Source organism: Nocardia sp. NPDC055050, assembly GCF_053608345.1.
On record NZ_JBSGVG010000025.1, the window covers coordinates 74198 to 88214 of the forward strand.

The 14017-nt window shown below is 66.7% G+C and carries 14 protein-coding genes; 2 read left to right on the forward strand and 12 right to left on the reverse strand.

Annotated features, from left to right (window positions below; all coding sequences use genetic code 11):
* Nucleotides 1-4: 4 nt before the first annotated feature.
* From ACWGCN_RS23930 to ACWGCN_RS23985, 12 genes are all read right to left on the reverse strand, one after another.
* The gene (locus ACWGCN_RS23930) at nucleotides 5-490 is read right to left on the reverse strand and encodes a h domain protein (RefSeq protein WP_452458806.1); all 486 of its coding nucleotides are present in this window, start codon (nucleotides 488-490) and stop codon (nucleotides 5-7) included.
* Entirely contained in the window at nucleotides 487-1227 is a 741-nt protein-coding gene (locus tag ACWGCN_RS23935) for a hypothetical protein (RefSeq protein ID WP_378990630.1), read from the reverse strand. Before ACWGCN_RS23935 ends, ACWGCN_RS23930 begins: the two co-directional genes overlap by 4 nt.
* Nucleotides 1224-2627: an MCE family protein gene (locus tag ACWGCN_RS23940; RefSeq protein WP_378990631.1), complete on the reverse strand. Its 1404-nt coding sequence runs from the start codon at nucleotides 2625-2627 to the stop codon at nucleotides 1224-1226. Before ACWGCN_RS23940 ends, ACWGCN_RS23935 begins: the two co-directional genes overlap by 4 nt.
* Entirely contained in the window at nucleotides 2624-3850 is a 1227-nt protein-coding gene (locus ACWGCN_RS23945; RefSeq protein ID WP_378990632.1) for an MCE family protein, read from the reverse strand. Before ACWGCN_RS23945 ends, ACWGCN_RS23940 begins: the two co-directional genes overlap by 4 nt.
* Nucleotides 3847-5115, reverse strand: a complete 1269-nt coding sequence (locus ACWGCN_RS23950) for an MCE family protein (protein ID WP_387446282.1) — start codon at nucleotides 5113-5115, stop codon at nucleotides 3847-3849. Before ACWGCN_RS23950 ends, ACWGCN_RS23945 begins: the two co-directional genes overlap by 4 nt.
* Nucleotides 5112-6179, reverse strand: coding sequence for an MCE family protein (locus tag ACWGCN_RS23955; RefSeq protein ID WP_378631693.1), 1068 nt, complete (start codon nucleotides 6177-6179; stop codon nucleotides 5112-5114). Before ACWGCN_RS23955 ends, ACWGCN_RS23950 begins: the two co-directional genes overlap by 4 nt.
* Entirely contained in the window at nucleotides 6172-7200 is a 1029-nt protein-coding gene (locus tag ACWGCN_RS23960; RefSeq protein WP_378990635.1) for an MCE family protein, read from the reverse strand. Before ACWGCN_RS23960 ends, ACWGCN_RS23955 begins: the two co-directional genes overlap by 8 nt.
* Nucleotides 7197-8402, reverse strand: a complete 1206-nt coding sequence (locus tag ACWGCN_RS23965) for an MCE family protein (protein WP_452458805.1) — start codon at nucleotides 8400-8402, stop codon at nucleotides 7197-7199. Before ACWGCN_RS23965 ends, ACWGCN_RS23960 begins: the two co-directional genes overlap by 4 nt.
* Before the next feature lie 4 nt (nucleotides 8403-8406).
* Nucleotides 8407-9258 carry an MlaE family ABC transporter permease gene (locus tag ACWGCN_RS23970; RefSeq protein WP_056819342.1) on the reverse strand — a complete coding sequence of 284 codons (852 nt, stop codon included), beginning with the start codon at nucleotides 9256-9258 and terminating at the stop codon, nucleotides 8407-8409.
* Between the two features lie 5 nt (nucleotides 9259-9263).
* A complete protein-coding gene (locus ACWGCN_RS23975) occupies nucleotides 9264-10028 on the reverse strand; it encodes an MlaE family ABC transporter permease (protein WP_358180900.1) in 765 nt (254 codons plus the stop codon).
* 325 nt (nucleotides 10029-10353) lie between these two features.
* The gene (locus ACWGCN_RS23980; RefSeq protein WP_378990638.1) at nucleotides 10354-11256 is read right to left on the reverse strand and encodes a 3-oxoacyl-ACP reductase; all 903 of its coding nucleotides are present in this window, start codon (nucleotides 11254-11256) and stop codon (nucleotides 10354-10356) included.
* 43 nt (nucleotides 11257-11299) lie between these two features.
* Nucleotides 11300-11488: a ferredoxin gene (locus tag ACWGCN_RS23985; protein ID WP_056819344.1), complete on the reverse strand. Its 189-nt coding sequence runs from the start codon at nucleotides 11486-11488 to the stop codon at nucleotides 11300-11302.
* Between the two features lie 186 nt (nucleotides 11489-11674).
* Between ACWGCN_RS23985 and ACWGCN_RS23990 the strand changes: the two genes are divergently transcribed.
* The gene (locus ACWGCN_RS23990) at nucleotides 11675-12868 is read left to right on the forward strand and encodes an acyl-CoA dehydrogenase family protein (protein WP_452458804.1); all 1194 of its coding nucleotides are present in this window, start codon (nucleotides 11675-11677) and stop codon (nucleotides 12866-12868) included.
* A 22-nt stretch (nucleotides 12869-12890) separates the two neighbouring features.
* Nucleotides 12891-13988 (forward strand): acyl-CoA dehydrogenase family protein, encoded by a 1098-nt coding sequence (locus tag ACWGCN_RS23995; protein ID WP_452529103.1) that lies wholly within the window; start codon nucleotides 12891-12893, stop codon nucleotides 13986-13988.
* Nucleotides 13989-14017: the final 29 nt, after the last annotated feature.

A 14017-nucleotide genomic window follows, 5' to 3' on the forward strand; every position in this document is an offset into this window, starting at 1 on the left:
TCGATCAGACCGGCGTGACCTGAGCGACCAGCCAGCGGTTGTCCGCCTTGTCCAGGGTGACCCGCACCCGGCTGCCCGAGGTGGCGCCCTCAGGTGAGTCCTTGCTGGTGGTCAGCTGGTTCAGGTACAGCAGGACGACGGCGTGTTCCGGATCCGCCGAGACCACGCCCTCGGCCTGGGTGGTGGCCTTGACGGTGAGCTGCTTCTCCTTGGCGCCCGGCGCGATGGCCTGCTCGATCAGCTTCAGGTAGTCGGCCCGGAACGACTCGGTGAGATTGTCGGCCGCCCTCGGCAACTCGGTGTCGACGGTGGCGGGCTCATAGGTGAACATCGCGCTCACCGTCCGGCTCGCGGTGCTCATCGCGTCGGTGCGCGCCTGCTCGGTCATGTCCTGCTGCCACAGCTGATACCCGCTGACGCCCAGGATGACGGCCGCGATCACACCAGCCGCCGCGAGGGCGCCGAAGACGATCTTGATTCGCTTGCTCATCCCACGAACTCCACTTTCGACACGGTCATCCCGGAATCGCCCTTCGACACGGTGATCCGGAATCGATACTGGCGCGACTGCGGTTCGGCCGACCCGGTGTTGCTCACCATCTGCTTCGCGGCCACCAGCACCTTGGCCGAGTTCTCGTCGACGGACTCGATCCCCGACTCGACGACCTCGCCGGTGGAGACCACCTTCGCCTGCTTCACCACATCCATGAACGGGTCGACGCGACCGTCGAACTCGTTCTTGAACTCGCCCGAGGCCACCGCCAGAATCCGGTCGATGTCCTCCTTGGCGGAGTCGGCGCGGATGGTGGTCAGGTTGATGACCGCCTGCCGGGCGGTCTGGGTGTACTGCGCGCGCAGATCCTCGTCCTGATTGCCCGACCGCGCCGCGAGCGCAGTGAACGTGGCACCGACGACCAGCGCCAACACCAGCACCGCGGCGGCGGCGAGCCCGATGATCTGCCCGAGCCGCGTCAGCTTCGCATCTTCTTCGTCTAGCTCGGCCGAATCATCGTCGGCCTCCTCGTCCACCACCGCGGCCTTCGTCAACTCGACGGGAGCCGCGACTACGGTGGCTTCCTCGGCCGTAGCCACCTCGGCATCGGCCACCTCGGCCGATTCGACCGCACCCGCGTCGACTGTCACGTCGACGACCTGCACATCCTCCACCGGCGGACCCGCCGACCTAGCTGCCCGCCTACGCGGGCGGCCGTTGTTGCTTTCACTCATCTCTGCTGCTCCTCCAACATCGCCTGCCAGCTGGCCGGGACAGTGCCCGAGCCATCGGAGGCGATATCACCTTGGCGGTACATGCGTCCGTCCGGGCCAAGATAGCTGCCCGTGGACGGATCATAGGGGCGCGCGGCGGCGGGGGTGACTCCGCCGGTGGACGCGCCGGTGGGGGCCGAGGCCGGGGCTACCGGCTGCGGCGCGCCGAACGGCGGGTTCGTGCCCTGCGGCACGTACCCCGTCCGGCACAGTTCGGGAGTGGGCGCCCGGACGCCGGGATACTCCATGCACGGACTGTTGCGAATACCGCGCACTTCGATCGGAGAATCCTGAGCTACCTTGCAGTACAGCCCTTCCGGAGTGTCGATCGGGCTGAAATCACTCGGCTCACGCCACTGGTCGGCGGGCAGGAAGCCGGTGGTGCAGGCGGGCGGGTCGTGGACCACGGTCATGAAGTCGACCATCGCGCCGTACTTGGTGGGTCCGCGCAGGACCGTCCGCAACGCCGCGATCAACGGCGGGAAGACGACCAGAAGTTGTTCGAGACCAGCGTGATAGGTCACCCCCACCTGGCCGAGGCTCACCAGATTGCCCGCCAGCAGCGGCAGCGTCGGACGCAGACTCTGGAACTGCTCGGTCACCTTTTGCATCGCGGACGGGCTGTCGCGCAACAGGTTCCGCAGGGTCGGGTCGGACTCGCGGAGCTGATCGGTGAGGGTCGCGAGATCTGTTGTCCAGGAACGAATATTGGCATCGGACTGGACCTGGGTGTCGAGCAGCGGACCGATCTGATCGAGCAGTTTCTTCGTCGGTTCCACATCGGTTTCGGCCTGCTGCACCAGCAGCGCCGCCGAGTCGATGAACCGCTGCAGGTCGGGGCCCGCGCCGTTGAACGCCAGGAACGCCTCGTCGATCACCTGGCGCAGCCGGGTATCGGCGACGGTCGAGAGCAGCTTGTCGGTCTGGTCGAGCAGCGAGCCCACGTCCTGAGGCAGCTTGGTGCGCTGCACCGGGATCACCGAACCGTCGCGCAGGTCGCCCGAGGTGGAATTCGCCTCCGGCACCAGGTCGACGTACTGCTCGCCGATCGCCGAAACACTGCGCACCCAGGCGATCGAGTCCGACGGCACCTTGTAATCGCTGTCGATCGACAGGTCCGCCTCGACCCCCGCCGTGGTGAGCCGCACCGCCTCGACCTTGCCGATATTGGTGCCGCGGTAGGAGACATTGGCGGTGGGATACAGCCCGCCGGTGGCGGCGAGCTGGACCGTCACCCCGTAGCGGCCGATCCCGAACATCGCGGGTAGCTGGATGTATGTCCCGCCCATCACGACGAGACCGACCACGGTGAGTACCGCGAAGATCACGAGCTGAACGTGGACGAACCTGGTGAGTTTCATCGTCCCGCCCCTTCCTGGCCGGGCAGCGGCACGGTGATTCCGGGGATGGAGGGCAGGCCGGGAATGGACGGCAGTCCGGGCAGGGTCGGCGTCGGCGCCGCACTGGGTGCGGGTGCCTGCGGGAGCTTCGTCGGATCGCCGGCGTCGGTCGCCGTCGTAGGCGCGAAACTACCGAGCACGCCCTCGACCCCACCGAAGCGGCCGCCGAGCGGAGTACCGGTGAGCCAGTTGCTGTCCAAGCGCTTACCGGTCAGGTCGAAGGTGATGTAGAGGTTGAGGTAGTCACCCTTGATCGCGTTGCCGATGTTCTTGATCGGGAACGGGAAGGAGGGAATGATGCCCATCGCGTCGACGAGGTTGGTGCCGGTGTTCGCCAGGGTCTCCAGCACCGGGCCGAGGCTGGCCAGGTTGGCCTTCAGATCGTCACCGCTGGTCTGGATGATCCGCTCGGTGACATCGCTGAGCTCACCCAGCGCGGTGACCGCCCTGGTGATGTTGGCGGTGCGGTCGGCGAGCGCGGTCAGTGCCGGGTGGATATCGTCGATCGCGCGGGCCAGCACGTCCTTCTGGTCGGCGAAGTTGCCCGCCAGCCGGTCGAGGCCCTCCATCGCGGCGATGATGTTGCCGGTCTGCCTGTCCAGGCCGGTGGTCAGCTCGTTGAGCTGCGGCAGCAGGTCGGCGATCTCGGCCTCGCGACCGTTGAGCGCCGCGTTCATCTCCCTGGTGATGGTCTCGAGCTGGGCGATGCCGCCGCCGTTGAGCACGACCGACAGCGACGACAGCACCTGCTCGGTGGTCGGGTAGGCACCTGCCCGCTCGAGTGGGATCACGTCGTTGTTTCGTAGTTGCCCCACGGCGGGCGTATTGGTGGGGGCGGACAGTTCGACGTGATTGCTGCCGAGCAGGCTGGTCTGCCCGATCTTGGCGATCGCGTTGGCGGGCAGTTTCACCTCGGGATTCAGCGACACCGTGACCAGCGCGTGCCAGCCCTCGACGTCGATCCCGGTGACATTGCCGACCTCGACATCGTCCACGCGCACCGGCGAATTCCGGGTCAGCGTGGTGACATTGGGCATCTGGATCCGCACCGTGTACGAACCGGGGCCGGAGCCCTCGGAGCCGGGCATGGGTAGCGAGTTCAGCCCGTCCCACTGACAGCCGGTCGCGCCGAGCGTCACGGCGACGCCCACCGCCAACCCGGCGAGCATGCGTTGGGGCGTCATCGTTGTCCTCCTGGAACCGCGAGTCCGGCGAGACCGTTCGGCACGGTGATCGGAGCCGTCGCCGGGGACGCAGGCGCGGACGGCACCTCCGCGGCCAAACTCGGCGGGCTGTACGTCAACTGGCCGGGCAGGGCCTGCGTGCCGCCGACCGGGTTGAGCATGATCGGCACGTAGTTCATCGCCAGCGAACTGATCACCGGAGCGATGAATTCCGCGCACAGGTCCGCCGACCGGTCCGAGTCGTTGTGCTCGAGCGCGCGGATGGAACCGCAGAGGAAGGTCAGCGGGCTGGACGTATTGTTCAGTGACACAGAGCCGCTGAGCGAACCCTGGGCCGGCTTGTAGATCTGGTAGAAGTTCACCAGCGCGGTCGGCGCGGAATGCAGCAGCCGTTCGATCTCCGGCCGCTTGTCGACCAGCGTCTGGGTGACATCGGCGAGCCGCTCGACACCGTCGGTGAGCTCGGCGCCACTGCCTTCGAGGAAGCGCTTCACATCGGCGAGCGCCACATCCAGACTGTCCAGTCCCGCGCCCAGCTCCTCCGACGCACCCGCGAGTACCGAGGCCACCGAGGCCAGGCGGCCGCCGAACTGCACGATCTGCTCGTTGCTCGCCGAGAGCACCTCGACGAACTTCTGCAGGTTGCGGATGGTGCCGAACAAGTCGGTTCGCCCGTCGGACAAGGTATTCAGCGTCGCCGACAGTTCGTGCAGGGTGTCACGGAACTTCTGGCCGTTGCCGTCGAGGTTGTTCGCGGCAGTGTCGACGAAACGCCCGAACGAGCCCTGCTGGTCGTCGCCGACCGGACCCAGAGCGGTGGCGAGATTGGAGAGTTCGGCTTTGATGTCGTCCCACTCCACCGGGACCGCGGTGCGCTCGATCGGGATCTGCGCGCCGTCGGCCATCTTCGGGCCACCGTCGTAGGCGGGCGCGAGCTGGATGAACCTGGCCGACACCAGCGAAGGTGCGATCAGCACGGCGCGGGCGTCGGCGGGCAGGTCGATGCCACGGTCGACCGACATCCGTACCTGTACCCGGCCCTCGCCGGGCTCGATCGAGTCGATCTTGCCGATCTTGACTCCGAGCATCCGCACCTCGTCGCCCGCGTACAGGCCGGTGGTCGAGGTGAAGGCGGCGGTGATCTTGGTCTTGCCGATGCCGAGGGTGGTGTAGACCCCGACCGCGACCAGCGCGACGATCACCACCACGGCGACCGCGAGCGTCCAACGCGGCACGCCACGGACTTTCGATGCGATACCACTCATCGCGGCGGATCCTCCTCGGTCGGCACGATGCTCGGCGGCGCCGGGTGCGTGAAGATGTCGATCAGGTCCTGCGGCAGGTGCTCGGGCCAGACCAGCGCGTCCACCAGTGGACGCAGCTCGGTACTCGTCGCGTTCACCACGTAGGCGTTGAACCACGGACCGTTGCCGACCTGCTCGCCGAGTGCCGAGGCGTAGGGGCCGATACCCTCCAGCGCCTCCGACAGGTTCTCCTTGTTGCGCTGCAACAGGCCGAGCACCGAATTGAGCCGGTCCAGTGTCGGTTTCATCTGCGCCTCGTTGTCGGCGACCAGCCCGGAGAGCTGCTTGGCGACCGAGTCGACGTAAACGATCAGCTGGTTGATGGCGGCACGGCGGTTGTCGAGTTCGCCCAGCAGGTTGTTGCCGTCGAGCAGGAGCGCGTTGAGCTGCGAACTACGGTCGGCCAGCACCTTGGTGACGTTCTGCGCCCGGCCGAGCAGATCGGTGAGCGCCTGGTCGCGCGTATTGATGCTGCGCGAGAGCGCGGTAACGCCGTCGAGGGCGTTGCGCAACGGGCCCGGTGTATCGGCGAAGGCGGCCGAGAGCACATCCAGGGTCTTGTCGACCTGATCCATGTCGAGATCGCGGACGGTCGCGCCGAGGTCGCTGAGTGCCTCGTTGAGCGAGTACGGCGAGGTGGTCCGGTCGAGCGGGATGGTGTCGGAGGTACGCAGCGCGCCCTGTCCGGTCGGCACCACATCCAGGGACTTGCGACCGAGGACCGTGTTGGTCTTGATCGCGGCGGATGTCTTCTGGCCCAGCACGATCGACTCGTCGAGGGTGAACTTCACCAGCACCTTGGGACCGTCGAGCGAGACCTGGTCGACTTCACCGGAACGCACACCGGCCACGTGCACCGGGTCGCCCGGCACCAGCCCGCCCGCGTCGACGAAGAACGCGGTGAAGGTCGCGCCGGAGCGGATGAACGGCAGCTTGGTGTACTGCAGGGTGGCGAGCGAGATCGTCACCACCAGCACAATGCCGACGATGCCGATGGTGACGGCCGACGACTTCTTCTCACTCATTGGGCGTACACCTTCCGGTCGCCTGCAGGCCCGGCGCCTTCACTTCCATCGGCTGACCGTTCGGGCCGTCGACAACGAAGTTGGTGCCGCAGATGTACAGCTGCAGGAACGAACCGTAGGCGCCGACGCGGACGAGTTGCTTGTAGGTCTGCGGCAGCTTCTCGAGCACCCACTGGAGGTGGTCGGAGCCGTTGTCGAGGTTGGTGGCCAGCCTGCCGGTCTGCTCGATCGTGTTGCGCAGGTCGGGGCGGGCGGTGGTCAGCAGGTCGTTGAGTTCCTTTGTCGCACCGGCGATCCGCGGTAGCGCGGCGCCGATCGGGTCGCGTTCGGCGGCCAATCCGCTGACCAGGCGCTGCAATTCGTCGATCGTGGTGGCGAACTGCTCGTCGCGATCGTCGATGGTGGCCAGCACGGTGTTCAGGTTGTCGATCACGCTGCCGATCAGGGCATCGCGGTCGGCGAGGGTCTTGGCGAAGCTGCCACCGCTGTTGAGCAGCGAGACCAGGGTGCCGCCCTGGCCCTGGAAGATCTGCAGCAGCGCCGAGGTCAGGTCGTTGACCTGACCGGGATCGAGCCCACGCAGCAGCGGCTTGAAGCCGCCGAGCAGCAGGTCCAGATCCAGTGCGGGCGTGGTCTGCTCCTTGCCGATGGTGGCGCCGGCGGGCAACTCGCGGGCCGAGCCCGGACCTTCCTTCAGCTCCAGGTACCGGTCACCGACCAGGTTCTCGTACTTGATCGCCAGGCGGGTGCTGGAGAGCACCGAGTACTTGGTGTCCACGTCGAACTCGACATGGGCGAGATCGTCGTCGCCGACCTTCACCGAGGTCACCGAGCCGACCGGCACACCCGCGATCCGCACCTTCGACCCCGGCAGCATGCCCGAGGAGTTGGTGAACACCGCCTTGTACCCGTTCTCGCTGGAGAACCGTGCCTGACTCAGCACGATCGCCAAGCCGGCGAACACCAGCGTCATCACCACGGTGAAGATCGCGAGCTTGACTGTCGTCGCCGTGTTTCTCACCGCGTCACTCCCGGCAGTCCTTCCAGCAAGAGCTGGAAAACCTTTGGTGCGCTGTCGTTCAACGCGAGCGGCGCGGTACTGGGTGTGTACACCGTGCCCTGACTGGTATCGGTCACCACATAGTTCGAGTGGCTGTCCGGTGCACGGGTGACCACGCCGTCACAATGCGGTCCGCCGGTGGCGTTCACCTTGGGCAGGTCCTTGGGGTAGGTGTAGGGCTTGGAGCCGGGCATGAGCGAGGCGTTCATACCGACGCCGGGCAGCACGCCGCCGAATACCTCCTCGGCCAACGGCATCAGCGGGCCGAGGCCGTTGATGATGCAGCTCAGCGCGGGCGCGTACTCGAACAGCAGGTTGGTCGTCGGCCGCAGCAGGTCGAGCGCGGTGACGAGGTCGGATTCGTTCTCCCGCAGCACCGAACCGGTGGTATCGGACAGCCCGATCACGTTCACCAGCACATTGTCGAGCTCGGCTTGCATCTCCGACAGCGTCTTCGCGGTGACCGTGGCGTTGTCCACGGTGCGCAGCAGCGCGCCGGAGGCATCGGCGTAGATATTGGTCACCTGGGCCGTCTTGTCCAGATCCTGTTGCAGTGTGGGCAGATAGGGGTTGATCTCGCGCAGGTAGCGATCCGAGCGGACGAGCAGGTCGCCGAACTTGTCGCCGCGGCCCTGCAGTGCGGTGCCGAGCGCGGTCAGCGTGGCGTTGAGTTTCTCCGGTTCCACCTGGGCGAGCACATCGGACAGGTGCTGGAACAGGGTGTTGAACTCCACCGTCACCGACGTCGCCGCGACCGTGCTGCCCGGCTTCAGCGGGCTGGACGACGGCTGTTCGGGGACAACGAAGTTCACGTACTTGGCGCCGAACACCGTGGTCGAGCGAATGTCGACGCCCGCGTTCGACGGCACCAGCTTCAGCTGTTCGGGGTCGACCTCGAGCATGATCTGCGCGCCGTCGTCGCGCAGGTTGATCTCGGCGACCCGGCCGATCTCGACGCCGCGCACCTTCACCTTGGCGTCGGGGTCGAGCACGAGGCCCGAGCGGGGAGCGTCGACCAGCACCTTGGCGGTGGTGGTGAACGCACCTTGGAAGAGGGCGAACGCGAAGGCCGCGAGCCCGACGAGCAAGCCGACCATCGTGAGCGCGGCGAGCTTGCGCCCGAGCCCGCCCTGCAATGCGGCAACGATCCGTGAAGTGTCCATCACGCTATCCCGAGAGGTGGAAGTTGCCGGAGGTGCCGTAGATCGCCAGCGAGATCAGCAGCGTCACTGTGACGACAGCGATCAGCGACGACCGCACCGCGTTACCGACCGCGATGCCGACGCCGACCGGACCACCCGCGGCGTGGAAACCGTAGTAGGTGTGGATGAGCATCACGGCCAGTGCCATCACGATCGCCTGCGCGAACGACCACAGGATGTCGCTCGGGATGAGGAAGGTCGAGAAGTAATGGTCGTAGACGCCTGCCGACTGCCCGTAGATCACGACGGTCGCGAACCGGCTGGCGATGAACGAGGCGATCACCGCGAGCGCGTAGAGCGGCACGATCGCGATCATGCCCGCCAGCACCCTGGTGCCGACCAGGAACGGAATCGGCCGGATAGCCATGGATTCCAGCGCGTCGATCTCCTCGGCCACACGCATCGCGCCCAGCTGCGCTGTCGCGCCGGCGCCGATCGTGGCGGCCAGACCGATGCCGGAGATCACCGGTGCCGCGATGCGCACATTGATGAGGGCGGCGAAGAAGCCGGTCAGGGCCTCGACACCGATATTGCCGAGCGAGCTGTAGCCCTGCACCGCGATGGTGCCGCCTGCCATGAGGGTCAGGAAGCCGACGATCACCACGGTGCCGCCGATCACGGCCAAAGCGCCGCTGCCCATGCTGATCTCGGCGATGAGGCGGATGGTCTCGGTGCGGTAGTGCACCAGCGCGCGCGGCACCGAGCCGAGCGCCTTGATGTAGAAGATGGCCTGATCGCCCAGGGAATCCACCGATTTCGACATTCGGTCGAAACGGCGGACCGTGCGCGGGAACTTACTGCGAACTATGAATGCCATCGTGGTCACCGCACCGTGAATTTCAGGCCGATCGCGGTGACAACGACATTCACCACGAACAGCGCCATGAACGCGAATACCACTGTTTGGTTCACCGCGTCACCGACGCTCTTGGGTCCGCCTTTGACCTGGAGCCCGAGATAACAGGCGACCATTCCGGCGATCAAGCCGAACAGGCCCGCCTTGATTTCGGAGATGATCAGCTCGGACAGATTCGTCAGCAGCGGAATCCCGTTGACGAACGCGCCGGGGTTCACGCCCTGGAGGAAGACCGAGAACACGAAGCCGCCGGCGATGCCGATGGTGCACACCAGGCTGTTGAGCATCAGTGCCACGAACATCGAGGCGAACACGCGCGGCACGACCAGTCGGCTGACCGGGTCGATGCCGAGCACCTTCATCGCGTCGATCTCTTCGCGAATCGTGCGTGCGCCCAGGTCGGCGCAGATCGCGGTGGCGCCCGCGCCCGCCACGATCAGCACCGTGACGATCGGTCCCACCTGGGTGACGGCGCCGAACGCAGCGGCCGCGCCGCTGAGGTCGGCGGCGCCGATCTCGCGCAGCAAGATGTTGAGCGTGAAGACCACCAGCACCGTGAACGGGATGGCGACCAACAGCGTCGGCACGATCGAGACGCGAGCCACGAACCAGGCCTGGTCGATGAATTCGCGCCATTGAAATGGCTTACGGACGGTGGCGCGTGCCACTTCCGCGCCGAGTTCGAAGAATCCGCCGACCGCCCGCAACGGGACAGCAAGGAGGTTGTTCATACCGAATCCTCCTCTTTCGACGGGCGGACCGATGTGTCCGCGTACCCGTACTTCACCGCCACCCCGATCTGAAGACTGCCCAAAGACTAGAACATGTTCCTACTAATGTCTGCCATATTCGTAGACTCAGAGCAGGACTTTTTCTCGTAAAACGCTGTCAAAACTGAAACGGATACTTATTCAATTCGGCGACCTTCCTGTGAGGCGGCACACACCCCGACGGTCATGTCTACCAATACCTGGACTGGTGATCAACACGACAGGCGAGACAAATCCGGCGGGGTATGCGGTCAGCCAACATCAGGCAAACCGCGGACTGGACTGCTCAGCCCAGATCGCGGAGGTCGCGCGCCGAAAAGGTGTGATCCGCAGGGCGCTCTGCGAAGTAGCCACCGAGGGTGGCGGCCAGGTCGGCCTCGGACCATTCGGCACCCGCGGCATCGAATCGCCGCTCGACCGTCGGCGCCGCCATCAGCGCCACCATCGGTCCGTAGACGACGAAGACCTGACCGTTCACGGCATCGGCCGCGGGCGAGGCGAGGTAGGCCACGAGCTTGGCCACGTGCTCGGGCGCCAGCGGGTCGACCGCGCCTTCAGGCGCGTCGGCGAAGACCGCCTCGGTCATCGCGGTCCTGGCCCGGGGGCAGATCGCGTTGGCGCGCACGCCGTACCTGGACAGCACGCGCGACGCGGTGAGCGTGAGGGCGGTGATGCCGGCCTTGGCCGCACCGTAGTTCGCCTGGCCTTCCGGTCCGAGCAGGCCCGCCTCCGAGGAGGTGTTGACCAGCCGGCCGTAGACCGGCTCGCCCGCCGCCTTGGATGCCGCGCGCCAGTAGGCGGCCGCGTTGCGGGTGAGCAGGAAGTGTCCGCGGAGGTGCACCGCGATCACCGCGTCCCAGTCCTCGTCGGACATGTTGAACAGCATGCGGTCGCGGGTGATGCCCGCGTTGTTGACGACGATGTCGAGCCCGCCCAGCGATTCCTGCGCGGTCGAGACGAGCGCGTCGGCCGTCGAGCGTTCGGCGATGGAGCCGCCGACGAATTCCGCCTTGCCACCGAGCTCGCGGATGGCGGCGATGGTCTCGGCCGCGGCGTCCTCGGTCAGGTCATTGACGACCACCGCCGCACCGGCCGACGCCAGCGCGAGAGCTTCGGCCCTGCCGAGCCCGGCGCCCGCACCGGTCACGATGGCGACCCGGCCCTCCAATGAAATCTGCGTCACACTCATTCGGCCGACTCTAGAACGTGTTCCACCATCCGACAAGAGCGGATCACGCCAACCTCAGCGCGGCCTTGGGGCACTGCGCCACGGCCTCCTCCGCGTCGGCGAGGCGATCGGGCGCGACATCGCCCTCGGCGACGGTCAACATGTCGTCGTCATCAAGTTCGAACATGTCAGGGGCGATTCCTACACAGACGCCGTTCGCTTCACATCGGTCGAAATCGACGATGATCTTCATGAGAACTTCCTTCCACACGGTCTTCGCGACACTAACCCAGACAGCCTGGTCCCCGAAGCGGAACAGGCACCGAATCACCATCAATACTGGAACATGTTCCAGTTCATATGCAATGATCGGTTTCGGCGGGGCTCACCCCCTGCGCCCCGCCACCCGCCCTTTCAGCTCGACACCGAGGTAGGAAGCATGCGCGTCGCGTATACGCCGCAGCAGGAAGAATTGCGCGCCGAGCTGCGCGAATATTTCGCGAAGCTGATGACACCGGAACGTCGCGCGGCGCTGAGCATGACGACCGGCGAATACGGCTCCGGCAACGTGTACCGCGAGGTCGTGCGCGAGATGGGCCGCGACGGCTGGCTCACCCTGAGCTGGCCCAAGGAGTACGGCGGCCAGGACCGCACCACGATGGATCAGCTGATCTTCGTCGAGGAAGCGGCCATCGCGGGCGCGCCGGTTCCCTTCCTGACGCTCAATTCCGTGGCGCCGACGATCATGCAGTACGGCACCGAGGAGCAGAAGAAGTTCTTCCTGCCCAAGATCGCCTCCGGTGAGCTGCACTTCGCCATCGGCTACTCCGAGCCGGGCGCCGGTACCGACCTGGCCTCGCTGCGGACCACCGCGGTGCGCGACGGCGACGACTTCGTCATCAACGGCCAGAAGATGTGGACCAGCCTCATCGCCTACGCCGACTACATCTGGCTGGCCGTGCGCACCGATCCGGCCGCCAAGAAGCACAAGGGCATCACGATGCTCATCGTGCCGACCGATGTCGACGGGTTCTCCTGGACGCCGGTGCACACGATGGCCGGGCCCGACACCAGCGCCACCTACTACCAGGACGTGCGGGTGCCCGCCTCGTCGGTGGTCGGTCCCGAGAACGGCGGCTGGTCGCTCATCACCAACCAGCTCAATCACGAGCGAGTCGCCCTCACCTCGGCGGGTCCGCTGAGCCTCGCGGTCGCCCAGACCGTGGAGTGGGCACGGGAAACCACCCTGCCCAACGGCAAGCGCGTGATCGACCAGGAATGGGCCCGGCTCAACCTGGCTCGGGTGCACGCCAAGGTCGAATACCTCAAGCTGCTGAACTGGGAGATCGCCAGCCGCGCCGATCAGGGCGGCGAGGCCGCGCCGAAGCCGTGGGACGCCTCCGCCTGCAAGGTCTACGGCACCGAACTCTCCACCGAGGCCTATCGCCTGCTGATGGAGGTCGTCGGCCCCCACGCGTACCTGCGCCAGGACTCCCCCGGCGCCGCACTGCTCGGCCGGCTCGAGCGGATGCACCGCGCCGCACTGATTCTCACCTTCGGCGGCGGCACCAACGAGGTCCAGCGCGACATCATCGCCATGACCGCCCTGCGCCAGCCCGCGTCCGCCCGCTGATTCCGAAAGCCGGTATCTCCCCATGGATTTCACTCCCACCGAAGCCCAGACCGATCTCGCCCGGCTGACCGGCGAGATCTGCGCCAAGCTGGTCACCGCCGATCGGCTGCGCGAACTCGACACCGCCGCCCGCTTCGACGAGCAGCTCTGGAAGTCGCTCGCCGAGACCGGCGTGCTGGCCGCCGCGCTGCCGGAAGCCCTGGGCGGCAGCGATTTCGGCATGCTCGAGCAGACCGCGATCCTGCGTGAACTCGGCCGCGTCGTCGCCGCGGTGCCCTACCTGTGGTCGATCGTCCTCGGCGCGGGCGCGCTGGCGAAGTTCGGCAATGCCGACCAGCAGCAGCTGGCCGCGCGCGCGAGCGCGGGCGAGATCGTGCTCACCGCCGCGCTGGCCGAGGAACTGCGCGCCACCACCGACGCACCCGGGATCGTCGCCCAGGCCGCCGGCGCCGGATGGACGCTCACCGGTACCGCGACCACGGTCGCCGTCGCCGATCGTGCCGAACGAATCCTGGTGCCCGCCATCACCTCTACCGGTGTCGGCGTGTTCGTGGTCGATCCGGAGCACGCTTCGGTCACCCGCACCGCCCAGCAGGTCGTCGACCTGAGCCCCGAGTTCGCCGTCGACCTCGCCGCCGCCCCCGCCGAACTGCTCGGCAGCATCGAGGCGGGCGCCGACATCCTCACCTGGCTGCGCGAACACGCCTGGCTCGGCCTGTCGGCCCTGCAACTCGGCACACTGGAGCGCGCACTCGAGCTGACCGCCGAGCACACCCGCACCCGCGAACAGTTCGGCAAGCCGATCGGTTCGTTCCAGTCGGTGGCCCAGCGCCTGTCCGACGCCTACATCGACATCGGCGGTCTGCGCCTCACCGTCACCCAGGCCGCCTGGCGCCTCTCGGAGGACCTCCCCGCCGCCGAGTCCATTCACATCGCCAAGTTCTGGGCGGCCGAGGCCGGGCACAAGGTCGCCCACACCGTCGTCCACATCCACGGCGGCCTCGGCATCGACCGCGACCACATCACCCACAACTACTTCACCGCCGCCAAGCACAACGAATTCGCCCTCGGCGGCGCAACTCCCCACCTCCTCGCCCTCGGCGCGGAACTGGCGAACTAACTCTTGGCCGACAGTTCGTACGAACTGTC

What these genes read in the sequence shown, in the direction of transcription:
- ACWGCN_RS23930 (WP_452458806.1), bottom strand. Translation starts at nt 490, where the DNA reads ATGAGCAAGCGAATCAAGATCGTCTTCGGCGCCCTCGCGGCGGCTGGT.
- ACWGCN_RS23935 (WP_378990630.1), bottom strand. Translation starts at nt 1,227, where the DNA reads ATGAGTGAAAGCAACAACGGCCGCCCGCGTAGGCGGGCAGCTAGGTCG.
- ACWGCN_RS23940 (WP_378990631.1), bottom strand. Translation starts at nt 2,627, where the DNA reads ATGAAACTCACCAGGTTCGTCCACGTTCAGCTCGTGATCTTCGCGGTA.
- ACWGCN_RS23945 (WP_378990632.1), bottom strand. Translation starts at nt 3,850, where the DNA reads ATGACGCCCCAACGCATGCTCGCCGGGTTGGCGGTGGGCGTCGCCGTG.
- ACWGCN_RS23950 (WP_387446282.1), bottom strand. Translation starts at nt 5,115, where the DNA reads ATGAGTGGTATCGCATCGAAAGTCCGTGGCGTGCCGCGTTGGACGCTC.
- ACWGCN_RS23955 (WP_378631693.1), bottom strand. Translation starts at nt 6,179, where the DNA reads ATGAGTGAGAAGAAGTCGTCGGCCGTCACCATCGGCATCGTCGGCATT.
- ACWGCN_RS23965 (WP_452458805.1), bottom strand. Translation starts at nt 8,402, where the DNA reads ATGGACACTTCACGGATCGTTGCCGCATTGCAGGGCGGGCTCGGGCGC.
- ACWGCN_RS23970 (WP_056819342.1), bottom strand. Translation starts at nt 9,258, where the DNA reads ATGGCATTCATAGTTCGCAGTAAGTTCCCGCGCACGGTCCGCCGTTTC.
- ACWGCN_RS23975 (WP_358180900.1), bottom strand. Translation starts at nt 10,028, where the DNA reads ATGAACAACCTCCTTGCTGTCCCGTTGCGGGCGGTCGGCGGATTCTTC.
- ACWGCN_RS23980 (WP_378990638.1), bottom strand. Translation starts at nt 11,256, where the DNA reads ATGAGTGTGACGCAGATTTCATTGGAGGGCCGGGTCGCCATCGTGACC.
- ACWGCN_RS23985 (WP_056819344.1), bottom strand. Translation starts at nt 11,488, where the DNA reads ATGAAGATCATCGTCGATTTCGACCGATGTGAAGCGAACGGCGTCTGT.
- ACWGCN_RS23990 (WP_452458804.1), top strand. Translation starts at nt 11,675, where the DNA reads ATGCGCGTCGCGTATACGCCGCAGCAGGAAGAATTGCGCGCCGAGCTG.
- ACWGCN_RS23995 (WP_452529103.1), top strand. Translation starts at nt 12,891, where the DNA reads ATGGATTTCACTCCCACCGAAGCCCAGACCGATCTCGCCCGGCTGACC.